The 22,001-nt window shown below is 63.8% G+C and carries 25 protein-coding genes; 9 read left to right on the top strand and 16 right to left on the bottom strand.

Going from position 1 to position 22,001, the window contains the following annotated elements; translation table 11 throughout:
• Window positions 1–217 precede the first annotated feature (217 nt).
• From LIW51_RS14750 to LIW51_RS14765, 4 genes are all read right to left on the bottom strand, one after another.
• Window positions 218–1,444 carry an MFS transporter gene (locus LIW51_RS14750; RefSeq protein ID WP_227374859.1) on the bottom strand — a complete coding sequence of 409 codons (1,227 nt, stop codon included), beginning with the start codon at window positions 1,442–1,444 and terminating at the stop codon, window positions 218–220.
• A gap of 154 nt (window positions 1,445–1,598) precedes the next feature.
• Complete coding sequence (serA, locus tag LIW51_RS14755) at window positions 1,599–3,179, bottom strand: phosphoglycerate dehydrogenase (protein WP_227374860.1); 1,581 nt, start codon at window positions 3,177–3,179, stop codon at window positions 1,599–1,601.
• A gap of 154 nt (window positions 3,180–3,333) precedes the next feature.
• A complete protein-coding gene (locus LIW51_RS14760) occupies window positions 3,334–3,852 on the bottom strand; it encodes a DUF7351 domain-containing protein (RefSeq protein WP_227374861.1) in 519 nt (172 codons plus the stop codon).
• Between the two features lie 151 nt (window positions 3,853–4,003).
• A complete protein-coding gene (locus LIW51_RS14765) occupies window positions 4,004–4,192 on the bottom strand; it encodes a DUF7347 domain-containing protein (RefSeq protein ID WP_227374862.1) in 189 nt (62 codons plus the stop codon).
• Window positions 4,193–4,257: 65 nt separating this feature from the next.
• Here LIW51_RS14765 and LIW51_RS14770 point away from each other — a divergent pair, with 65 nt between their 5' ends.
• The 3 genes from LIW51_RS14770 to LIW51_RS14780 all read left to right on the top strand — a co-directional run bounded on the left by LIW51_RS14770 (window position 4,258) and on the right by LIW51_RS14780 (window position 6,026).
• On the top strand, window positions 4,258–4,764 hold the full coding sequence (locus tag LIW51_RS14770; protein WP_227374863.1) for a DUF5788 family protein: 507 nt from the start codon (window positions 4,258–4,260) through the stop codon (window positions 4,762–4,764).
• 114 nt (window positions 4,765–4,878) lie between these two features.
• The gene (serB, locus tag LIW51_RS14775) at window positions 4,879–5,514 is read left to right on the top strand and encodes a phosphoserine phosphatase SerB (protein WP_227374864.1); all 636 of its coding nucleotides are present in this window, start codon (window positions 4,879–4,881) and stop codon (window positions 5,512–5,514) included.
• A gap of 110 nt (window positions 5,515–5,624) precedes the next feature.
• Entirely contained in the window at window positions 5,625–6,026 is a 402-nt protein-coding gene (locus LIW51_RS14780) for an Hsp20/alpha crystallin family protein (protein ID WP_227374865.1), read from the top strand.
• Here LIW51_RS14780 and LIW51_RS14785 read toward each other — a convergent pair.
• The 3 genes from LIW51_RS14785 to LIW51_RS14795 form a co-directional block, all read right to left on the bottom strand.
• Window positions 6,016–7,104 carry a S1C family serine protease gene (locus LIW51_RS14785; RefSeq protein WP_227374866.1) on the bottom strand — a complete coding sequence of 363 codons (1,089 nt, stop codon included), beginning with the start codon at window positions 7,102–7,104 and terminating at the stop codon, window positions 6,016–6,018. The genes LIW51_RS14780 and LIW51_RS14785 overlap by 11 nt on opposite strands.
• Window positions 7,105–7,190: 86 nt before the next feature.
• Window positions 7,191–8,339: a homoserine O-acetyltransferase MetX gene (gene metX / locus LIW51_RS14790; RefSeq protein WP_227374867.1), complete on the bottom strand. Its 1,149-nt coding sequence runs from the start codon at window positions 8,337–8,339 to the stop codon at window positions 7,191–7,193.
• Window positions 8,336–9,613: an O-acetylhomoserine aminocarboxypropyltransferase/cysteine synthase family protein gene (locus LIW51_RS14795; RefSeq protein ID WP_227374868.1), complete on the bottom strand. Its 1,278-nt coding sequence runs from the start codon at window positions 9,611–9,613 to the stop codon at window positions 8,336–8,338. The genes metX and LIW51_RS14795 overlap by 4 nt, the downstream gene beginning before the upstream one ends.
• A gap of 106 nt (window positions 9,614–9,719) precedes the next feature.
• Between LIW51_RS14795 and LIW51_RS14800 the strand changes: the two genes are divergently transcribed.
• A complete protein-coding gene (locus tag LIW51_RS14800) occupies window positions 9,720–10,724 on the top strand; it encodes a family 43 glycosylhydrolase (RefSeq protein WP_227374869.1) in 1,005 nt (334 codons plus the stop codon).
• An 80-nt stretch (window positions 10,725–10,804) separates the two neighbouring features.
• Here LIW51_RS14800 and LIW51_RS14805 read toward each other — a convergent pair whose 3' ends face one another.
• Window positions 10,805–10,945: a hypothetical protein gene (locus LIW51_RS14805; RefSeq protein ID WP_227374870.1), complete on the bottom strand. Its 141-nt coding sequence runs from the start codon at window positions 10,943–10,945 to the stop codon at window positions 10,805–10,807.
• A gap of 122 nt (window positions 10,946–11,067) precedes the next feature.
• Here LIW51_RS14805 and LIW51_RS14810 point away from each other — a divergent pair, with 122 nt between their 5' ends.
• From LIW51_RS14810 to LIW51_RS14820, 3 genes are all read left to right on the top strand, one after another.
• Window positions 11,068–11,277 (top strand): hypothetical protein, encoded by a 210-nt coding sequence (locus LIW51_RS14810; protein ID WP_227374871.1) that lies wholly within the window; start codon window positions 11,068–11,070, stop codon window positions 11,275–11,277.
• Window positions 11,278–11,461: 184 nt separating this feature from the next.
• A complete protein-coding gene (serS, locus tag LIW51_RS14815; protein ID WP_227374872.1) occupies window positions 11,462–12,820 on the top strand; it encodes a serine--tRNA ligase in 1,359 nt (452 codons plus the stop codon).
• 139 nt (window positions 12,821–12,959) lie between these two features.
• Window positions 12,960–13,685 carry a helix-turn-helix domain-containing protein gene (locus LIW51_RS14820; RefSeq protein ID WP_227374873.1) on the top strand — a complete coding sequence of 242 codons (726 nt, stop codon included), beginning with the start codon at window positions 12,960–12,962 and terminating at the stop codon, window positions 13,683–13,685.
• A gap of 30 nt (window positions 13,686–13,715) precedes the next feature.
• On the opposite strand, the gene LIW51_RS14825 is transcribed toward LIW51_RS14820, so the two are convergent.
• The 5 genes from LIW51_RS14825 to LIW51_RS14845 all read right to left on the bottom strand — a co-directional run bounded on the left by LIW51_RS14825 (window position 13,716) and on the right by LIW51_RS14845 (window position 17,043).
• Window positions 13,716–14,171, bottom strand: coding sequence for a hypothetical protein (locus tag LIW51_RS14825; protein WP_227374874.1), 456 nt, complete (start codon window positions 14,169–14,171; stop codon window positions 13,716–13,718).
• A 1-nt stretch (window position 14,172) separates the two neighbouring features.
• Window positions 14,173–15,735: a sodium:solute symporter family transporter gene (locus tag LIW51_RS14830; protein ID WP_227374875.1), complete on the bottom strand. Its 1,563-nt coding sequence runs from the start codon at window positions 15,733–15,735 to the stop codon at window positions 14,173–14,175.
• Window positions 15,732–16,244, bottom strand: coding sequence for a hypothetical protein (locus tag LIW51_RS14835; RefSeq protein WP_227374876.1), 513 nt, complete (start codon window positions 16,242–16,244; stop codon window positions 15,732–15,734). The genes LIW51_RS14830 and LIW51_RS14835 overlap by 4 nt, the downstream gene beginning before the upstream one ends.
• A 155-nt stretch (window positions 16,245–16,399) precedes the next feature.
• The gene (locus LIW51_RS14840; RefSeq protein ID WP_227374877.1) at window positions 16,400–16,726 is read right to left on the bottom strand and encodes a nuclear transport factor 2 family protein; all 327 of its coding nucleotides are present in this window, start codon (window positions 16,724–16,726) and stop codon (window positions 16,400–16,402) included.
• Between the two features lie 149 nt (window positions 16,727–16,875).
• On the bottom strand, window positions 16,876–17,043 hold the full coding sequence (locus LIW51_RS14845; protein WP_227374878.1) for a hypothetical protein: 168 nt from the start codon (window positions 17,041–17,043) through the stop codon (window positions 16,876–16,878).
• Window positions 17,044–17,058: 15 nt separating this feature from the next.
• Here LIW51_RS14845 and LIW51_RS14850 point away from each other — a divergent pair, with 15 nt between their 5' ends.
• Window positions 17,059–17,559, top strand: coding sequence for a DUF367 family protein (locus LIW51_RS14850; protein WP_227374879.1), 501 nt, complete (start codon window positions 17,059–17,061; stop codon window positions 17,557–17,559).
• 90 nt (window positions 17,560–17,649) lie between these two features.
• A complete protein-coding gene (locus tag LIW51_RS14855; protein WP_227374880.1) occupies window positions 17,650–17,799 on the top strand; it encodes a 50S ribosomal protein L40e in 150 nt (49 codons plus the stop codon).
• Between the two features lie 94 nt (window positions 17,800–17,893).
• Here LIW51_RS14855 and LIW51_RS14860 read toward each other — a convergent pair whose 3' ends face one another.
• The 3 genes from LIW51_RS14860 to LIW51_RS14870 form a co-directional block, all read right to left on the bottom strand.
• Window positions 17,894–18,433 (bottom strand): GNAT family N-acetyltransferase, encoded by a 540-nt coding sequence (locus LIW51_RS14860; protein WP_227374881.1) that lies wholly within the window; start codon window positions 18,431–18,433, stop codon window positions 17,894–17,896.
• 110 nt (window positions 18,434–18,543) lie between these two features.
• The gene (locus tag LIW51_RS14865; protein ID WP_227374882.1) at window positions 18,544–19,599 is read right to left on the bottom strand and encodes an AAA family ATPase; all 1,056 of its coding nucleotides are present in this window, start codon (window positions 19,597–19,599) and stop codon (window positions 18,544–18,546) included.
• 87 nt (window positions 19,600–19,686) lie between these two features.
• Window positions 19,687–21,918, bottom strand: coding sequence for a DUF7282 domain-containing protein (locus LIW51_RS14870; RefSeq protein WP_227374883.1), 2,232 nt, complete (start codon window positions 21,916–21,918; stop codon window positions 19,687–19,689).
• Window positions 21,919–22,001: the final 83 nt, after the last annotated feature.

The following is a 22,001-nucleotide window of genomic DNA, read 5'->3' on the forward strand; positions in this document are numbered from 1 at the left end:
CCGAGAACACCAGCGCCCGGACGAAGTAGTACCCAACGACCAGAAACGCGACCGAAGCGCCTGTGGAGAGTACGGCTACCGTAATCGACCTCGACGTACCCCTCGGTAGAGACCGAGATGGGCTGTATCTGTAGGGGAGTTCCGGCTCGGTCGACGGCGAAAACGACGCCAGCATCGATACGCAGTTCGAGTACCGGGCGTCGAAACCACCGTTCGATTACTCCGTTCGCGCGAGCCAGACGACGACGGCGGCGCTGACGACCAGACAGCCGAGCAAGCCCGCGAATGCCGTGACATAAGAGACGCGCCCGGCGACGAAGCCGACGTAGGTCGGCCCGAGGCTCCCGAGACCGATATAGACGGTTCGGGTCGCGCCGAGGTCGCCGCCCATACTCCCGTCCGGAAACGCGTCCATCAGAAACGCCTGCATGACCGGCGGGTAGGCCATCAATCCGGCGGCGAAGACGACCACGATTCCCGCGATGGCGAGCGTGCCGGAGGCGAGCAGGAGGGCGGCGAGCGTGGTGGCGGCGAGCGTGAGCGCCCCGGCGGCGACGACGGGCCGCGAGATGCGGTCGCCGAGCGACCCCGAGAGGGGTTTCACCAGCGCGCCGACGACAAACAGCGCGGCGAAGCCACCGCCCGCGAGTGCGGGCGAAAATCCCTTCACCGTCTGTAGGAACGTCGGCAGAAAGCCCGCGACGGACTGCCAGACGAAGGCGTACAGCGAGTACGCGACGATCAGGGCCACAGTCCGCCGGTTTCCGAATCGGCGGGCGGTTACCCCCAGATCGCGGAGCACGATTCGACCCGCATTCGCGTCGAATCCCGGTCGGGTGTACGTCTCGCGGCTCCAGCGATGGAGCAGGACGAGCACCGTCACGAGGACGAGGATAACCGGGAGGAACGCGACTCGCCACGTGGCGACCGCGAGGACGCCGACCGCGAGACCCGCCGCGACCGCGCCGCCCGAGTCGCCCGAGGCGGTGTGCAGGCCGAACGCTTGTCCCCGACGAGCGACGAACAGGTCGGAGAGGAGCGCGCGGGCCGGGGTCGGATAGAGACCGGCGCCCGTGCCGACGATCGCCGCGCCGAGCAGGAAGGCCGAGTAGGTGGGCGCGCTGGCGAGCGCCGCGAATCCGACGACGAGCAGCGCAAGTCCGGCGGCGAGCAGGCTCTTCCGCGAAAGGCGGTCGGAAAGCCTCCCGCTGGGATACTGGCCGAGCGCATACAATCCCCAAAGCAGGGTGAGCGCGAGTCCCGCTTGGAACTCCGTGATGTCGAGCGAGTCCATCACGGTCGGGAGCATGGGCGAGAGCACGAGTCGCCCCGTCTGGATCATCGCCCAGCCAAGCGAGACGGCGAGTAAGAGTCTGCCGGAGTAGCCCGTCACGAGTCGCTCGTCGTTCGGGAGTCGGTCGCTGTTCCGGAGTTCGTCGGCCACGATTTTGACCGAAGGTGGGCGTGTACTTGAGTCCGGCTTTCGCGGCAGGGTAGGGCCGGAGTCCGTCTGGTAGTGTCAGGTCATCCTACCGAGATTGCTCCCGTCTTCGTATAAAAAGGTTCGTCGGTCAGCCGTTCGTCTCTCAGCCCTGCGTTTATCCGTTCAGCGCGATGCTCCGCACCTCTATCATGCGCTTGTCGGCTTCGAGGGCGTTCTTGGCGTCCTCGGTGAGTTCGTCGTCCAGATTGTAGACAGAGAGCGCTTCGCCGCCGTCGGTTTCGCGGGCGTTGAACATCCCCGCAATGTTGAGGTCGTGTTCGCCGAGGACGGTGCCGACGAAACCGATGACGCCGGGCACGTCCTGATTGCGAGCGACGACCATGAACCCGTGCGGGATGGCGTCCACGCGGAAGCCGTCGATGCGGACGATTCTGGGGTCGTCGCCGGCGAACAGGGTTCCCTCGACCGTGATTTCCTCGTCCGCGCTCTCGACGGTGACCGCGATGAGGCTCTGGAAGTCCTCGGCCTGCCGAGTCTTGCTCTCGGTGACTTCGACGCCGCGCTCCTTTGCGATCTGAGGCGCGTTGACCGCGTTAACCTGCCATTCGAGCGGTTGAAAGACGCCTTTTTGGGCGCTCGCGGTGACGAGTTCTACGTTCTCCTCGGCGATGTCGCCCTCATAGTTCACTTCGATGCGCTCGATGCGCTCGTCCAGGAGTTGGGTTGCTATCTTGCCCGCCGTCTCCGCGAGTTCGATGTAGGGCTGGACGCGGGGGAACGCGCTCTCCTCGACCGAAGGTGCGTTGAGCGCGTTGATGACGGGTCCCTCGCGCAGCGCGGCGACGACCTGGTCGGCGGTGCTGGTGGCGACGTTCTCTTGTGCGGCCTCCGTGCTCGCGCCTAGGTGGGGCGTGACGATGACGTCGTCCACGTCGAGCAGGGGATTATCCTCCGGCACGGGTTCCTCGGCGAATACGTCCACCGCGGCACCCGCGAGGATGCCGTCTTTGACCGCCTTGGCGAGGGCGACCTCGTCCACGACACCGCCGCGGGCGCAGTTGACGACGTAGCCACCTTCGACCTGCGCGAGTTCCTCGTCGCTGATGAGGTTCTCCGTCTCGGGCGTGAGCGGGGTGTGAACCGTGAGAAAGTGGGCGCGGTCGAGACAGTCGTCCAGTTCGACCAGTTCCGCGCCCAACTGCCGGGCGAGGTCTTCGCTGATGTAGGGGTCGTATGCGACCAGATTCATCCCGAGGCTGTCGAGTTTCTTGGCGACCTCTTGTCCGACCCTACCGAGGCCGACGATGCCGAGCGTCTTCCCGTTGAGTTCCGTGCCGAGGTAGTCGCCTTTCGCCCACTCACCGCCCTTGAGTCGGACGTGCGCCTGCGGAATGGAGCGCGCCGCGGCGAACGCCATGGCGACTGTGTGTTCGGCGGCGGCCCGGACGTTCCCCTCCGGCGCGTTGGCGACGATGACGCCGTGTTCGGTCGCGGCCTCAATGTCGATGTTGTCCACGCCGATGCCCGCGCGTCCGACGATGACGAGTTCGGACGCGGCCTCGAACACGTCGCGATTCACGTCCGTCCCAGAGCGGACGATGAGTCCGTTCGCGTCCGAGATCGCGTTCAAGAGCGCGTCGCCCTCCACGTCGTAGGCCGTCTCCACCTCGTACCCCGCGTCGCGGAGTCGGTCGAGTCCCGCGTCGGCGATAGGGTCGGTGACCAGAACCTTCATTGCTGATAGAAGTGCGCTCCATGCCCGTTAACCCTTTCTCTCACCGCGAAGATTGCCATGATAATTTCTATTCGAAATCGACGGAATGTAATCGCCGGTTCGCTCACCTTCACGCTCGTTCCGCTCGCTGGGGAGTGCGACCAATATCCCCTCGCTAGGAATCACGCGATCGCTCGGTCGAGACGACGGATCCATCGCGGTTCAGCGTTAGCGACAGCGTCTCTCCATCCCGTTTCACATCGACACGCAGACGGAGCGGATTCGTAGAGAGTTCCGTCTCGCACCTGGGAGTACAGAAGTCGAGCGTCCAGAACGGTACCGAGCGAACGTCGGTACCGCGCTCCGCGAAGAAAGAAATCACGCCCGGATGGGAGAGGACGGCCACTCCGACGGGAAATTCGGTTTGGAATCCGCACCGACCACAGTCGCCGTGGAAGTGGTAGTACTCGGGTTGAACGTCCCCGATGTGAATCTTCCCGTCGACGTATCCCTGACACTCCGAACAGACGCCACGGAGGCCAGTGTAAACTCGTGATACGATAAGACGGAAAGTCGCTCTATGAGCGTTTCTGCCGACCCCGTCTCGAGTAGACTTGGCGACCTCGGGAGTACCAGAGAGTGTTCTTCCGTTCCACACGTCAGAGAGATTGCCGTCTTCGTAGCGGAGACGCAACGAATCGGTACAGAAGGGACATCCCCCGGGAACGTCTGTCGATTCCCGTCCACTCCAGTTCGAGGGTGCCGGAAGCGACCGCAGAGGCGATTTTTATCTCGAAACGCGAGATTCTGTATCCCTCCGGTCGTTTCACGACGAGGTCGCCGAGTCAATCGAGGTGGTAGTTGAAGTTCCCCTTGTCCCGGGTTCCCGCCGCGTCACGAACTTCGGAGTAATCGAGCCACGGGTCGGTCGGTGAATCGCGGTACGCACTCGCCAGTGCCCAAAGGATTTCGAGTCGGGTCGAGTTGCTGACCAAACTCAGGAGTTCGGTCGGACTCGATTCCTCGTCGTCCATCGTTCTGAAACGAGTTCCTCGGCAAGTAAACGGTGTCGAAGTGAAAGTTACCTTAGAGCAAATCCGTGTCACTAACGGTTATATCGCTGTCAGTTGAAGTTGATACCGTAAATCGATTCCGCGATGAATCGCTGACGGACGACCCGCGACCGACACCGAACACCAACATGAACGAGCAAGAACGACAGCGACTCCTCGACCGAATCCGACGTCCCTCCGGAACCATCGGGAAGAAGATGCCCGACGAACTCACCATCCTGGGGACGACTGTCGACTTGAACGCGTTCGTCTTCGAATGCAAACGTCTCGACACCATCCCCGAGGACGAGCGCGAACGTGTCGAGGAGATGAAGATGGAACTGAAACGCGAGCGACTCGAACGAAAACACCGGGTAGCCCGAGACGATATTTCGTTCGAAGAGGGAGAACGGCTTGTCGAGAGCATTATCGGCATCGACCGGGCGCACAACGCGTTAGCGGGACTCGATACCCCTAGTATCGAGGAAGAAATGCGGCAGAAAAAGCTCGATGACGCGCGAGAACTGCTAACCCTGATACGACAGGGACTGTGACTACGGTACCGCTCCGAACGCGATTTCACCAGGTGCCGGCGTTCAGTTGGTGCTTCGGCAATTTCCACGCTGACCACGCCGTTTTAACAATCCGAAGCGCGAACCCCAGGTCGAATGAAGTTAGTCGCGTTCGACTTCGACGGTACGCTCTCGGACTCGGAGATGACGGTTCTCCTCGGCGAGCGGATGGGCGTGGCCGACGAGATGGCCGACATCACCGCCCGGGCGATGAACGACGAGATCAGCTACGCGAAGAGCCTCCGCGCCCGCGCGGCGCTACTCGAAGGTCTACCGGTCGAACGGGCGGAGGAGGCGTACTCGCAGGTCGTCCTCCGTCCCGGCGCGGCGGACGTGCTCTCCGCGCTGGCCGAGAAGGGAACCCACGTCGCCATCCTGACCGGGGGCTTCGAGCGCGGCGTGCGGGCCGCCCTCGACCGCGAAGGCGTCTCGGTGGACACCATCGTCGCCAACCAACTGCCGGACGACGGAGAGGCGCTGACGGGCGAAGTCGAAGGGACGCTCATCGAAGGGACGAAAGACAACGCGCTGGAGCGGTTGGCGGCGGAGCAGGGAGCCGATCTGGTCAACACCGTGGCGGTGGGCGACGGGGCGAACGACCTGCCGATGCTCGAAGTCGCGGGGCTAGCGGTCGGCTTCGACCCGAAACCCGCCGTCGCACCGGCCTGCGATACCATCGTCTCGCACATGGACGAACTGCACGAGGTGCTGGCGGCGAAAAACGCGATTTAAAGTGGAAGCCCCGAGAAGGGATATCTGGGCGAGAAAACCCGAGACGGTGATATTCCGTCGCTCGACAACTTTATCTTTTCACAAAGCCTCTACTATCATCAGTGATTGTCATGGAACGATACACCCCCTTCGAGGAGATGGATCGCATGTTCGAACAGATGCGCGCTCGAATGTGGGGGCTCGGCGAGTCGCAGACCGAACCCCGCCGAGAAACCCACATCGACCTGAGCGAACGCGACGGAGCGTTCGTCCTGGTCGCCGACCTGCCCGGGTTCGAGAAGGAAGAGATCGACCTCTCGTTCCGCGACTACGCGCTCACGGTCTCCGCGAACCACGAGGTGACCGGCGACGAGTTCACCCGCGCCCGTCAGGTTTCCGAGCGCGTGACCCTGCCGAAGACGGTGAACGAGGACGGCATCTCGGCGACCTACCGCAACGGTGTGCTCGAAGTTCGCCTCCCCATCGCCGAGGCGGAAGAAGAGACCGGAAGCAAGATCGAGATCAGTGACTGATTTTTTCGCGCGACGGTCGCGGGCGCGTCCCGAGCGTTACGTTCACGGTTCGACGCTGCCCGTCCCGGAGAACCGTCAGTCGAACCGTCTCGCCTGGACGCGTTTCGGTCGAAAGATAGCTAGAGAGATCTTCTCCCGACTGAATACGCCGCCCGTCGACGCCGACGATAATGTCGCCGCCGACCGGGACGGTGACCCCGCGCACGGTTTCCGTGCGCCCGCTCCCTTGGAGGACGCCGCTCGCGGGACTACCGGGGACGACGTTGGCGACCAGTACACCCTGCGCTCGATTCAGCCCGTTAGCGCGAGCGACGACGGGTGAGACGTCCACCGAGGCGACGCCGAGGTAGCTGTGGCGGTAGCTTCCGTTCTCGACCAGCGACGGAGCGACCCGCCGAACAACGCCCGCGGGGATGGCGAATCCGAGGTTTTCGCCGCCGCTGATTCCGGCGGTGTTGACGCCCACCACCTCTCCGTTGCAGTCGATGAGCGGCCCGCCGCTGTTCCCGGGATTGATGGCCGCGTCGGTTTGTATCGTGTTCGGAATCGAGAACCCCTGTTCGGACGGAAGCGAGCGGTTGACGCCGCTGACGATGCCCTCGGTAATCGACCCCTGCAGTCCGAGCGGACTCCCCAGCGCCGCGACTCTTTCGCCCGGTTCGGCCGTCCCATTGGCGAGCGAGAGCGCGTCGACGTACGACGGAACGCGCCGAACGCGCAGCACCGCGAGGTCGCTGTACGGGTCGGTGCCGACGATACGCGCGGTGCGCCACTCGCCGCGGTCGAACTGAGCCGCGACGGTCGAGGCGTTTGCGACGACGTGATTGTTCGTGACAACGAGACCGCTTCCGTTCGGTCTAAGTCGGTAGACGAACCCCGACCCCTGACCGAACTCCCCGCCTCGGGTGCCGACGCGAACCGAGACGACGGAGTCCATCGTCCGGTCGTACAGCTGCGTGAAGTCGCAAGCATCTTGTGCGGTCGCCGAACGCGCGGTCACCGCGGTTCCGGACGACGCCGGAACGCTCCCCACCACCAACACGAAGACGAGCGCTGAAACGAGCAGTCGATTGTACATCCCGGACTCTGGACGATTCGCACGGTAATTAGTGGCATGGCCGGACGGGACGACTCACCGGCGGCGCGCAACTCGTCCGACTGCTCTCAGTGCGCGAACAGGCTGGCGTGAACCGGTGCGAAACGTTTCGCAGGCGCGAGAAATCGGCGAATCGGCGGGCCGACCAGTTCCGGTTCGGTGAGGAAGGCGTCGTGTCCGTGGTCGCTGTCGAGGACGCGATGCGTCACCTCGACGCTTGCCTCGCGGAACGCGGTTGCGAGGCGGTCGGCTTGCTCGACGGTGAAGTGCCAATCGCCCGAAATCGATAGAACGAGTGCTTCTCCGTCGAATTCAGCCAGCGCGTCGGCGTCCGATTCGTACCCGGCGGAGAGGTCGTAGTTCTCCATGGCGTGCGTGAGATGGAGGTAGCTGTTCGCGTCGAATCGCTCGACGAACTTCTGCGCCTGGTAGTCGAGATAGCTCTCCACGTCGCGGTACGTCTCGGTGTCGGGGGTGAACCCGCCCGGGCCGCCGTCGGACGCGAACGACCGGGGCGGGCAGTCGGCGGGTCGTCTGCCGAACTTGCGCTCCATCGAATCCTTCGAGAGGTAGGAGACGTGGCCGAGTTGCCGGGCGAGCGCGAGACCGGCGTCCGGGTGGTCGGGGTAGTAGTCGCCGCCCTGCCACACCGAGTCGGACGTGATGGCTCGCCGGGCGACCGCACAGAGACCGAGCAGTTGCGGGTCGAGGCGGGCGGCGGTGGCGACGGGAATCACGCGCTCGACGCGCTCGGGATACCGCTTGGCCCATTCGAGGACGTTCATGCCGCCAACGCTTCCGCCGACGACGGCACGGAGCGTATCGATTCCGAGGTGGTCGAGCAGACGGCGCTGGGCGCGCACCCAGTCGCCGACGGTCACGCTCGGGAAGTTGGAGCCGTAGGGGTCGCCCGTCTCCGGGTTCGTGCTCGCCGGGCCGGTGGTTCCGTAGCACGAACCGGGGACGTTCGCGGAGACGACGAACTGCTCGCGCGTGTCGATGAACTTGCCGGGGCCGACGATAGCGTCCCACCAGCCGGTTCCTTGTCCGTCAACCCCTCGCGGACCGCATCCGGTCACGTGGTGGCTCCCGGTCAGCGCGTGGCAGACAAGCACCGCGTTGTCGCCGGTGTACTCGCCGTAGGTTTCGTAGGCGACTTCCAAGTCCGAAACGCTTCCCCCGCATTCGAACTCGAACGAGCCGAGCGAGACGGTCATCGCGTCGCCTCCTCGATGGCCGCATCGATGTCGGCGAGGATGTCGGCGGGATCTTCGATGCCGACCGAGAGGCGGACGAGGTCGCGCGTCACGCCCGCTTCCCTCTGCTCCTCGGGCGAGAGCTGTGCGTGCGTCGTGCTCGCTGGGTGGATGACCAGCGTCTTCGCGTCCCCGATGTTGGCGAGGAAGGAGGCGAGTTCCACCGTCTCGCAGAACGTCTTGCTGGCCTCGAACTCGCCGAGTCCGAACGCGATCATGCCGCCGTAGCCACCGTCCAAGTACCGACCGGCGTTCTCGTGCGTCTCGTGCGATTCGAGGCCGGGGTAGGCCACCCACGCCACCTCGTCGTGATCCGCGAGGTACTCCGCGACGATGGCCGCGTTCTCGCAGTGACGTTCCATCCGAAGCGAGAGCGTTTCGATGCCCTGCAGGGTCTGCCACGCGTCGAACGGGGACTGTTGATTTCCGAGGCTTCTGACAGACCGGAACCGAACGGCGGCGGCGAGCGGCGCGTCCGAGAAGTCCCGCGAGAAGTCCACGCCGTGGTACGCCGGGTTCTCGCCCGCGAGTTCGGGGTAGCCCTCCCAGTCAAACGCGCCGCCGTCGACGAGCACGCCGCCGACCGTTGTGCCGCTACCGTGGAGCCACTTCGTCGTCGACTCCCAGACCGCGTCCGCGCCCAGTTCGAGCGGGTGACAGAGCGCGGGCGTGGCGAAGGTGTTGTCCACGACGAGGGGGACGCCGTGGTCGTGGGCGACCTCCGCGACGCGCTCGAAATCCGGCGTGACGAGGGACGGGTTGCCGACCGTCTCGACGTGAACGAAGGCCGTGTCCTCGTCGATGGCCTCGGCATAGGCGTCATAATCGAGCGTGTTCACGAATCGCGCGTCGATTCCCCGGCGGGAAGCGGTGTGCGAGAAGTAGGCCGTGGTTCCGCCGTAGGTGTCGGTGGAGACGACGACGTTGTCACCGGATTCGGCGAGAACGAGCGTGAGAGCGTCCAGCGCGGCCATCCCGCTGGCGGTGGCGACAGCGCCGGCGCCGCCTTCGAGCGACGCGACTCGGTCTTCCAGCATCTCGACGGTCGGGTTGCTCAGTCGAGAGTAGATGTGACCGTCGGCGTCCAGCGCGTACAGGTCGGCGGCGTGCTCGGCGTCATCGAAGGCGTACGAGGTGGTCTGGTAGAGAGGCGGCGCAACCGCCCCTGTCGCGGGGTCTGGCTCCTGCCCCGCGTGAACGCTCCGAGTGCCGAATCGGGGCTGGTCGTCGTCCATGTGTAGTAAGCATATTCTCGAAGAATTTTATAACCCTCAGTTACGGCAACGTTTGCACGCCACTGAGTGCCACACCGCTTTTGGAGCGCGGTTGCGTACTCTTCGTGTGAACCGACGTTCGTTCCTCGCCTCGGCAGTTTCGGGACTCGTCGGCGCGAACGCCGGATGCGCGTGGGCGACCGAAACGTATCGAAATCCGGTGTTCGAGCGCGTCTTCGCCGACCCCACCGTCATCGAACGAGACGGATCGTACTACGCCTATGGGACGTACCAAGACTGGGGCAATCCCGGCCGACGGCGACTGATTCCCATAATACACTCCGAGAATCTCGTCGACTGGGAGTACGTCGGCGAGGCGTTCCGAACGAAACCCGACTGGCGCGAACGGGGCGGTCTGTGGGCGCCCGACATCGGACGACTGGCGGGACGATACGTGCTGTACTACTCCTACGCCTCCTTTCAGGCGGGGAATCCCGGAATCGGCGTCGCCACGTCGGACGATCCCGCCGGGCCGTTCGACGACCGCGGCCCGCTGTTCCGGAGCGAGGAGATCGGTGTCCCCCACTCCATTGACCCCTGCCTCCTCGTCCACCGCGGAACGCCCGTCCTGTTCTGGGGGAGTCACGCCGGAATCTACGGGATTCGCCTTTCCGCCGACGGACTGCGGACGGTCGGGGAGAAGTTTCGGGTCGTCGGTGAGGGCGTCGAGGCGGCCTACGTGATTCGGCGCGGCGATTTCTTCTATCTCTTCGGCTCCCGCGGCACTTGCTGTGAGGGTGCCAAGAGCACGTACCGCGTCGTCGTCGGGCGGTCGAATTCGCTGCGCGGCCCGTACCGGAACCGGGACGGCGAGAACCTGCTTTCGGCCGCGGGGACGACGATACTCCACGGCGACGACCGATTCGCCGGGCCGGGACACTGCGCCGTCGCGCGAGGGCTGGACGGCGACCACTGGCTCCTCTACCATGCCTATGAGCGGTCGAATCCGTGGGTCGGCGAGATGCCGCGCCGGGTGCTCATGCTCGACCGATTGGTCTGGCGGGATGGGTGGCCGGTCGTGCCGGGGAAGACGCCGAGTGCGGAGCACCGAGTTCCGACCGCTGGGAAGTGACCCTCCTACGAAGTGAGGTACGCGAGAAACCACGCGAAGGCGGTTAGAAAAACGCCGAGACCGATGACGGGGAGTACGTTTCACAGGCGAAATAAACTCCCGAGAGCTCGGGCGAGTTCGACGAACACCAGGAACAGCACCAGCGTCGTCAGGAGATTCACCTTTCGCTGCAATCGCGCGAGGTCGGGGTCGGGAACGGAGTCGGAAACGGAGTCGGCCATCTGTCACAGATGTCGGACGGAGAACCGCAACGCTAGCTAACCGCTCGGAACGCTCGACCGGAGTTACGCGTCCGAACCCGCGAGCGACACGGCTATGACGGTTCGGCGACTCGCCGCAAACGATGCGAAAGCGCACGTTCGTGTGGCTCGGACTCGGCGCGTTCGGCCTCGTCGTCGTTAGCTTTCTCCTCTTGGGGTTCGGACGGCTCGTACTTTCCTATCGCGCGGCACGGTATCTCTCCGCGCCGACCATGTTCGCCGCCTTCGCGCTCGTCGCGGTGCTGTTCGGCTACTCCGTGCTGGCGTTTCTCGGGGTTGTGGAACTGGAGTGACGCCGGTATTCCGCGTCGATCTCGGAGTTACGAACGTTCGGGAACAACGAAACGAAGCGAACCGGCATCGAACAATCGAGGGTGAAACAGCGAGCGCAATGCCAACTGTCGCGCGGGAATTCGTCGTTCCGAAGTTCCGAGAGCGATACGGTTTTTTGCAGTCGGACTGAAAAGCGACGTAGGAATGCTCGACAGGAAGTTTATCAGGGAACGCCCCGATGAAGTTCGGGCGGCCCTCGAAAACCGAGGTGCCGACGACGTGGACTTGGACGAGTTTCTCGATTTGGACGAGGAGTGGCGCGAACTGAAGGCGCGCGGCGACGACCTGCGCCACGAGCGAAACGAGGTCAGCCGGAGCATCGGCGACCTGAAACAGGAGGGAAAAGACGAGGAGGCCGAGGAAGCCATCGAACGCTCGGGCGAGCTCAAGGCGGAACTGGAGGAGGTCGAGGAGCGCGCTAGCGAACTGGACGACGAACTCCAAGAGCGGTCGCTCGAAATCCCGAACGTCCCGCACGAGAGCGTCCCGGTCGGTCAGGACGAGGAGGACAACGTGGAGGTTCGGAGGGAAGGGTTCGACGACCTGCGCGACCTGCCCGCGGAGGTCGTCCCGCACTACGACCTCGGCGAGGAGTTGGACATCATCGACGAGGCGCGCGGCGCAAAAGTCTCGGGGAGCGGTTTCTACTTCCTCAAGGGCGACGGCGCGCGACTCGAACACGCGCTCGTCCAGTTCATGCTGGACGTGCACCGCGAGCAGGAGTACGTGGACGTTTTCCCGCCGATTCCGGTCAACAGCGACGCCATGACCGGAACGACGCAGTTGCCGAAGTTCGCCGACGACGCCTACAAGATCGAGGGCGACGACCTCTGGCTCTGCCCGACCGCGGAGGTGCCGGTAACGAACATGTACGCCGGGGATATCCTCCTGCGCGACGACCTCCCCCTGAAACATCAGGCCTACACCCCGAACTTCCGCCGCGAGGCGGGCGAACACGGCGTGGCGACGCGAGGAATCGTTCGCGTCCACCAGTTCAACAAGGTCGAACTGGTCAACTTCGTGGAACCAGAGGGGAGCTACGACCGACTGGAAGGGCTGCTCGCGGAGGCCGAATCGGTGCTTCGGAAGCTCGAACTCCCGTATCGCATCCTGAACCTCTGCACGGGCGACCTCACGTTCGGTTCGGCCAAGACCTACGACATCGAGGTGTGGGCACCCGGCGACGATATGGACGACGGGCCGGAACGGGGCGGTCGCTGGCTGGAAGTCTCGTCGGCGTCGAACTTCGAGAACTTTCAGGCCCGCCGCGCCGGATTACGCTACCGCCCCGAGCGCCACGAATCGACCGAGTACCTCCACACGCTGAACGCCTCGGGCACCGCCATCGGGCGCGTGATGGTCGCCGTCCTCGAATACTATCAGAACGACGACGGTACCGTGACGGTACCCGAAGTCCTGCGCCCGTACATGGGCGGACAGGAGGTCATCGAGGGTCACGAACCGGTCGGCGAGAGCGCCCTCGGCTCGGGGGAGAAGGAGTAGCGCCGGAACCGCTTCCGTTTCGCTCGACCGTTTCTCGGAACCCGACGAACGAGAGGTACGGGGCTTGCCACGACGAGACAGCCGCGGACGAGATTTACCGATGCCAATGCTTATTGTTCGTAATTAACGATAGAGAACCATGATTTCGGTAACGATGGATATGGTACAGTACGACTGTCCGTATATCGACGTGACGGACGACGTCGACGTGTCGTTTCACACCATGCACTGGGACTTCAACACTGCCCAGCAGGAGTTGGAGACCAGAATCCTCGTGACTGGAAACGACCGCGGTGCGCTGACGAACGGTCTCAACGCGCTCCAGAACCACGAGGGAACGTTAGGGTTCGAACTGCTGTCCCGGCGGGAGGACACGGCGGTCATCAAATCGTTCATCGGGCAGACGAACGCGATGCGGACGATACGGAAACACGACGGTTACATAACCGGCCCGTTTCGAATCAGCGACGGAAGCGAACTCTGGAGCGTCGGCTTCGACACCGCCGACAACACCGACAACGCGCTCGCGGATCTGGAGATCGGGAACGACTTTCGGGTCGAATCCCGGAATGCCACGTCGTTCGAGGACTATCTCGACGTTATCCAGCACCTCGGTGCGACGAAGAGCGTGCTCGACGGCTGTCGGGAACTGTCCGAGATAGAGCGCCGAACACTTCAGAAGGCCGTCGACGGCGGGTACTTTCGAACCCCGCGCGACGCGACGCTCGGCACGCTGGCGGAGGCGTTCGACGTTTCGAAGACGGCGGCCTCGAAGAACCTGCGCCGCGCCGAAGGGAAGATACTCCGGCGCGTTGTCGCAGCGCTTTCCGATATCGACGAGGAGAACGACCTGAACCGCGAGTAGCGAGACTTCGAGCGGAGTCGCGTACCGAAATCAGGGCAGTCCGCGCGCCGTCTCAACCTCGATGTCGACGTGCGAAAGCGAGGACTCTTCCCGAAGTGCCTCGACGACGTCGACCTGTGAGTCGCTCGAACGCGCGGCGTACAGTTTTCTCGCGGTAATGTCGCCGTCTTCCTGCCACGTCAGCGTCAGTACCGCGCGCCGAAGTCTGGTTCCGTCACGAAGTTCGATCGACCGGAGCGAATCGAGGGGGACGGCGAAGTTCCGCTCGTCGAGCGTCATCGCTCGCTCGGGCGTCGACCGTTCGATTTCGCGGCGACCGCGCTCGCCGGTGTCCGCCCGCAGGAGCAACGACTTGAACGACTCGCCGACGAGACACCAGACGACGCGCCTGTCGGTCACGAGCAGTTCCCAGAATTCGAGCGACGTCGGTCGCTGTCGGAGCCACCGAGTGAATCGCGCGTGACAGTTCTCGTTCGATTCGGTCATGCTATCGCTCGATGAGGATGCCGATGTCCTCCGGAACCGACTGGCCTCGCTGCGTCGCTATCGAGACGACGACGAAGAGGATGATGGTGACCAGAAGCGCGACCGTTCCGACCGGGAACGATTCGGGGAACGGGTACAGCCCCATGACGGCCTCGCCGAGTCCCGCAAGACCGACGGTGGCCGCGATTCGCGGGACGGCGCTGTAGAGGAGGTTGAGCGCCAGCCCGCCGACGAGCGCGACGACTGCTCCCTCCTTCGTCGCACCCTTCCAGTTCAGACCCAACGCCGCGATTGCGAAGAACGCCGCCGCGAAGAACCCCCATCCAATGGTGCCGAGGATGCCGACGAGCGTCTCCGAGAAGTAGACGATAAGCGTGGACGCGACGGTGATACCCCCCAATGCAGCTTGCGTCACTCGAAGCTCCGTGGCGTCGTCCTCGATGGGGCGTCCCAGCGCGCGGGGAATATCCCGGGAGATGGCCGCCGCCCCGATGTTGAGGAACGAATCACTGGTGCTCATTATCGCCGCCAACAGCGCCGCCAAGATGAGCCCGGCCACGACGCCCGGCGTGTGTTCGAGCACGAACACCGGCCCGACGACGGACGCGCTCTTTGGCGCGGCCGTCCGCCCCGCCTCGACCATCGCGCGCATCGACAGGCCGGTCGAAAACGCGAGGAGGCTCGAAATCGCGTACGTCACCGCGGCGATGGGCGCACCCCAGCGAAGGATGCGCAGGTTGCGGCTCATGTAGAACTTGGTTATCAGGTGCGGCTGTCCGGCCGCACCGACCGAAAAGAGGAGCCACCAACCGAGCGCCGTGAAGATGGTCGCGGTCGGCGCTCCCATCGCGCCGAACGGGGAGACGAACGCCGGGTCGGCGCTGGCGAGATTCCGCGAAATCGTCTCCATCCCGCCCCCGAACGAGAGGGCGAAGGCGAACACGAAGACGGAACCCACGATCATCGTGATGGCCTGCACGAAGTCGGTCCAGACCCCCGCGATCATCCCGCCGAGCATGCTGTACAGCAGGAGGATGAGCGCGCCGATGAACAGCCCCCACATCACTGGAAGCCCGAAAATCGCGCGCATGACGTACTGCAACGCGGCGAGGTTCGTTGCGAGGTACGCCATCACGCCGACGATGACCGCGACGGCGGTCAGTCCGCGAATCCACGCGCTCTCGTACCTGACGTACATGCCGTCGGCGAGCGTCAGCACGTCGCGGATATCCGCCAACAGGCGCATCCGCTTCGCCAGCAACGCCCACGTGACGATGAATCCGAGCGGGGCAGTGAAGAAGATCCAGAGCGCGGTCGTCCCGAACGAGTAGACGAGTTCCGGGCCGCCGACGAAGCCGAACCCGGACTGGATGACCGAGAACGCGGTGAGCGCGAGCACCCATGTTCCGACGTTCTTGCCGGTGATGAGGAAGTCCTCCGTGCTCTCGGTCTGGAGGTACCCCCAGACGCCGATGGCGAGCACCATCAGGAGGTAGATGCCGCCGAAGAGCAATACGTAGGGGCTGTCGGTTATCGGAATCTCCTGCAGCGGAACGACGTTCATCGTCGCTCACCCTCGTCGGAGGAACCGTCCGACGATGCTTGCCGCCCATCGGTCAGTCCACCCCCGTCGGCTTCGGGCCGGGAGGCGGAGAGGGGTAATTCGTCGGTTCGCTGCACTCGGCGCACGTCGGCCATGATGTCGTCGACGAGTTCCTCGTCTCCGATTTGCGGGAACACGAAGGCGTAGTAGAATGCGCCGAGAATTGGGAGCAACCAGATGAAGACGACGTACGCCAGCGTCGGAATGGGGAGTCCGAACAGGTACGTGTACTCCGACACGCCCGGATGCCAACTGAGCCAGATGATGGTCAGTCCCGTCATGAAAATCGCGCCCAATCCGACCGACAGCCGACCGTACGGCGCAAGGTCGAATTCGCCGTCGTTCCGCTCGATCGACGCGGCGCAGAAGATGACCGCGATGAGTAGCGCCGCGAGGTACGAGAAGACGCGATACACGTCGGTCGCCGCCGCTATCAGTAGACCGGCCGAGAGGAGGGCGACGATGCCCATCAAACCGTTCCTCGCTCCCAATGTCGGACGTGATCGTGCTGACGTCATCTTTCCGTGTACCAAGGTAGCAAATAACGAAAAACGGCGGGTTGATATGTAAACTGGCGAATCGAGTGGCGCTCTCGTGTGAGCCGAAGACCGGCTCGATCGATCTGTCAGCGCGTGTACGTCCGTATCTCCGTGATTCGCCCGTCGGAGAGCGAAAAGGCGTCGACAAACTCGAACAGTTCCTCCCCGCCGGAATCGAGTAGTCGACCTTCCGCGACCGCCTCCGACCCGTCCTCGTACACGCGGTGAACCTCGTGGGACGTCCGCTTGTCGGGGCGGTCGTCGCGCATGAATCCGACGAGCGTCTCGCGGCCCTCGATTGTTCGGTCGGGACGCGAGTGAACCACGTCCGGCGCGAGCAGGCCGGCGAACGTCTCGTAGTCGTGCGCGTCGATGGCGTCGTAGTAGCCGCGGACGACCGATTCGGGACTCATACGCGAGACAACGAAGACGACCCTCTTCAGCGTCCCGGCGCGGACGGTCTATCGAGACGAATGGAGCCGTCGGGAGCGAGCTATAGCTCTCATATATAAATTCAAACCATAGCCGTCGGAAGAGCTATCTGCCGGGTTTCCCGGCACGATCAGTACTCCGGGCGATTTTGTTTCCACGTCGCCCCGCGCCTCCGGCGGGGCGGCCTTCCGCCGCGTCCGCCTCTCGGTCGTTTTCGTCTCTCCGGCCCGTACCACCTCATACCGCGCACCGCCTCGGTCGGCTTCGTCCCGCTCCGCACCGCTTTTGAGTGCGCCACGCCAACCTTCGGTCGGTGAAGCTTCACGTCCGCTACGAGGGAGACGACGACCCGGACAAGTGTACGGCCCGAAAGCTCGCGCGATTCGACCTCGCCGAACTTCATCGCACGACTCGGGCGACGCCCTACGGGATCGTGCTCAATCCGCACGCAGAGCAGGCGCTTTCGCCGGCCGACCGAGCCGAAACCGACACGCTCGTCGCCCTCGACTGCTCGTGGAAGAGTGCCGAGCGGGCGCTGTTCGGTATGCCCGGCGTCCACCGGGCGCTCCCCTTCCTCGTCGCCGCGAACCCCGTCAACTACGGCAAGCCGTTCCAGTTGAACACCGTGGAAGCGTTCGCGGCGGGACTGTGTATCCTCGGTGAGCGCGACCAAGCCGAGCAGATCCTCTCGAAGTTCCGATGGGGCAAGACGTTCCTCGAACTGAACGCGGAACCGCTCCGTCGGTACGCCGACTGTTCGGATTCGAGCGCGGTGGTCGCGGTTCAGGGTGAGTATCTCGACGCGGGCGAGTGACCGCGGCATAAGCGAGTAACGGGAGCGACTCGGCCGAGGAGAGCGCGCCGACTCGAAAACGTTTAACCTCGCGGGAAGAAAGCGATCGGTATGGCCAGTTTCGACGCAGCGGAGAAACGAACGCTCGAAAAGATGATCTGCATGCGGTGTAACGCCCGCAATCCACAGCGTGCCGACCACTGCCGCAAGTGCGGGTACAGCAAGCTCCGCCCGAAGAGCAAGGAGTCCCGAAGCGCGTAATCCGCGTCTCCATTCTGCCGACGAGAACCGACCGCGAGCCGCGCATCTCGGTCGAATCTGTGGGTTCCAGTCGATCTTCGCGTCCTAATTGAGTCTACTCGCTCGGGTCGAACCACTCGTCTTCCGTGAGTCCGTAGAACTCGACGTCGACGTACTCGCCGTCCACGAACTCGGCTTCGACGTGGGTTCCCTCGTGGCGAAAGCCAAGTTTCTCCCAGATGCGCGCCGAGCCGACGTTTCCCTCGAAGACCCGAGCCACGACGCGATGGTGACGGCGTTCGCGGAAGGCGTAGTCGGTGACGAGCCGACTGGCCTCGGTGCCGTACCCCTCGCCCCAGAACTCCTCGGCGAGGAAGATGCCGATCTCCGCGTTGACACCGATCGAGTCCTTCGGATAGAGACCGACGGTACCCATCAGTTCCCCGTCCCGACAGACGAGGAGGTGGGTGTGGTCGTCGTCCGATGCGCGTTCTTCGTACCACTCGCGCTCCTGCTGGCCGTTGATGGGTGAGCGACTACCGATGGTCGACCGGACGGCCGGGTCGTTGACGGTCGCTTGCAGGAAATCGAGGTCTTCTTCCTCAACCGTTCTGAGTTCGATTCGCTCGCCGGAGAGGAAGGTGGGGCCGGGCATACCTCGAAATCAGGGTGACTGACAAGAAAAACGTTCGTGAGGCGTGATACCGATGCGCGAGTTAGTTACAGGAATCGAGTCCGAGCCCGACGAAGTCGGTCGAATCGCCGCTAGTCTGCGCCCAGTTCGGCGAGCAGGTGCGAGATGTGGAGCCTGTCATTCGTCCCTTGCGTCAAGTCCATATCGACCTCCGCCGCGAGCAGGACGGCTTCGGCGAGTTCGTCGCCCTGATACCGGTTCTGTCCGAAGTTCTCCAGTATCGCTTCGAGCACCTCGTTACCGCTGTACCCTTCGTCGACGAGGAGGTCGTCCAGTTTCTTGCGGGCGTCTTTGAACTCGCCCCCCTCGGCCGCGTCGAGCATCTCCGTGACGCGCCCCTGGATGCCGAACTCGCGGAGAACCCGGTACCCCTCGCTGCTCACCTCGCCTTCCTGCTCGTAGAGCAGTTGAGCGTACGAGATTGCCTTGCGAAGGTTCCCTTTCGAGTAGCCCGCTATCAGTTCGACGCCGCCCTCGTCGTACTCGATGCCCTCCGCGTCTAGAATCGACTCCAACACGGAGACGACCTCGCTCTCCGTCGGCTTTCGCATCGAAACGGGGAAACACCGCGATTTGATGGGCGGGATGAGCTTCGTCGGCTGGCGCGTCGTGATGACGAACTGTGTGGTCTCGTGGTACTGCTCCATCACCCGGCGGAGCGCCTGCTGGAAGTCCTCGCGGATGGCCTCGGCGTTGTCGAGCACGATGGTCTTGTACTCGCCCGAGGAGGGCGCATAGCCCGCGTACTCCTTGAGAACGTGATTTATCATCTCGCGCTTCGACCAGTTTCGCTTGTACTTCTTCAACTGCCCGGACCCGCGACGGTACTGCTTCGAGAACTCCGTCTGCCCCTGGAGGAAGTTCGAAAAGCGCGGGTCTTCTCGGATCTCTTTTTTCGTCCGGTCGAAGAAGTCCGCGACGTTTATCTCCACGAGGTCATTGTCCGGGTCGTCGTGCGCCGCGCGCGCCAGCGCGCGCACGGCGGCGGTTTTCCCGCTCCCCTCCGGCCCATAGAGCACGAGGTTTATCGGCTCGTCCACTGCCCGCTCCAGATAGTCGCGTACCTCCGGCTGGGGCAGGTCGGAGAGGTCGGGCGCGTACGTCTCAGTCCACAGCGGCGACTCCATCGAGCTATCCTAAACGGTCACCAGACAAGAATCGGTCGGTTGCCCCGCACGAAAAATGCAGTCTGTCGCGGAGTCGAACGGACGGAACTACTTGGTCGTCGTCCCGTCAGCAGTGGTCGTCGCGTTCGCTTCGGTCGTCGCCTTTGCAGCCGTGGTCGCCTCTGCGGCCGTGGTCGTCTCTCCGTCAGCGGTCGTCTCGGCAACGGTCGTCTCGTTCGCGGCCGTGGTCGCTTCAGCCGTCGTAGTCGTCTCCTCGGCCGTGGTCGTCTCTTCGGCCGTCGTGGTCGTCGTCTCTGCCGTCGTCGTCTCATTCGGGCCGTTGACCGCTTCGAGCGTAATCGCGCCGATTTCGCCGAAGTTGCGCGTGTAGACGCCGTGTGTGTACGTTCCGGGTTCGACGTCGCTGGTGTCGATCTCGAACGTCACGTTCGTGCTCTCACCGGGGCCGAGCGTGACGTTTTGGCGCTGGAGCACCGTCCCGTCCAGTCGGAAATCCACGGGTTGCGTGAGTTCCGACTCGGTGGGGTTGGTGACCGTCGCGTTCACGACAAGCGTCTCGCCGATCGTCGCGTTCAGCGGCGCTTCGAGACCCTCCACGTCAAGCGATGGGCCGAGGTCGGAGACGTTCTCGACCTGTCCGCCCTCTCGGGCGGTGGTCGTCGTCTCTGCGGTCGTCGTTTCTTCTGCGATCGTGGTCTCCTCGGCGGTCGTGGTCTCTTCTTCAGCCGTCGTAGTCGTCTCCTCCGCGGGCGTCGTCGTTTCTTCCGCGGTCGTGGTCTCCTCGGCCGTGGTCGTCGTCTCTGCCGTCGTCGTCTCTTCGGCGGTTTCGACGTTCACCACCGCCGGATCGACGACGATCTGGTTATCGACGACGTACGGCAGGTCTTCGGCTCCGTCGGACGTAACGAAGTCGTACTGCTGATTGCCGTTCGTGTCGAGGTGCGGCATGGCGATGAGCGGCTGGCTCTCGGTGAGCGGTTCGTCGAGCGTCACGGTGACGTTCTGGTGCGTCCCCGGTTCGAGGTACTCCGACGAACCGACGACGCTTCCGACGACGTTGCCGTCGAGGAGGCTTCGGTCGTGGATCGCGACGAAGCCGCCCTCCGACATGGTGACCGAGTCGATGGTGACCGTCTCACCGTCGCTGGTCTGATTCTCGAAGGTGACGTTCGCGTCGAGTTGCTTCGGTTGCTCCGGTATTCCGGGTTGGCCCGGCTTCGCCGAAACGTTCAGATTCTGCGGTAACTCCACGACGAACGTCACGTTCTGGACTGTGATGTCGCGGAGCACGACGCGGACTGTGTCGAGGTCGCTCGGCACCGTCACGTCGCTCTTATCGGCCGATTTCTGCGACTCTTCGGCCGTGCGTTCGGCGTCTTCCTGCGAGACTTCCTGGCCGCGCTGGACGACGTCCTGCATCGATTCGTTTTGGAGCAGGGCCGTCGCGTTAAGGCGAACCGTCTCGTCTTCCAGGTCGACGCCGCTGATGGTCTCGGTGCGGTCGGGTTCGGTGCTGTCACCGATGACGAACGACCACTCCGCGATGCTCAGCGATTCGACGTGGAACACGAGCTGTTCGGGGAGCTGTCCCTCTTCCGTCGGTTGTTCGACTTCCCCGACCAAGACTCGGGCGTCGTCGACGACGGCTTGCCCGTTCGCGGTGTACGGGCCGTCGACGGTTCCGTTCCCGATGACGAAGTCGTACACTCGGTTCTCGTTGGTGTCCCGGTGCGGCATCGCGATGAGCGTCGCGTTCTCCTCGATGGGACGTGCGAGCGTAACGGTGACGTTCTCGTGCGTTCCCGGTTCGAGGTACACGGAGTTGCCCAGCACGCTACCGACGACATCCCCTTCGAGTAGGCTCTCGTCGTGGATGGCGACGAAGCCGCCTTCGGGGACAGTCACCGACGAGATGACGACGGTTGCACCGTCGCTCTGCTGGTCGTCGATGGTTACGTTCGCTTGAGATTCGTTCGATTGAGAGTTCCCCTGCAGGCTCGTAACCTGCGTTTCTGATGCTGTATTCGTCTGCCCTGTGGCTCCTAGTGATACTGCAACACCGCTAGCGAGTATCACGAGAACAGCCACGAGTGCGGCACTAACTGTTTTCGGAATTCGTGTCATATCTCCCTCCTTATCTCCGAACGAGTAGACGGGGAGACGCCCGATAAACGGCTTCGACCGTTCACGGGATAGGCCGGCGATTCGAGCGGTTAAGGCCATCCTGTCCACCGCTGGCCGGAGAGCGACGGGACGGAGAAACGCTCGCTTATACCGTCGGACACGACGTTCGTGCACCTCGGGCGGTTCGACGAGCATGCCATCGACTCGCGTCCGACGGTCTCTCTCACGGCCGACGCTTTCGAAGGCTGTTTAGTCGTCGGGGTTTGAACTGCGAAGGA

This window comes from Haladaptatus halobius (assembly GCF_020618475.1).
GTDB lineage: Archaea > Halobacteriota > Halobacteria > Halobacteriales > Haladaptataceae > Haladaptatus > Haladaptatus halobius.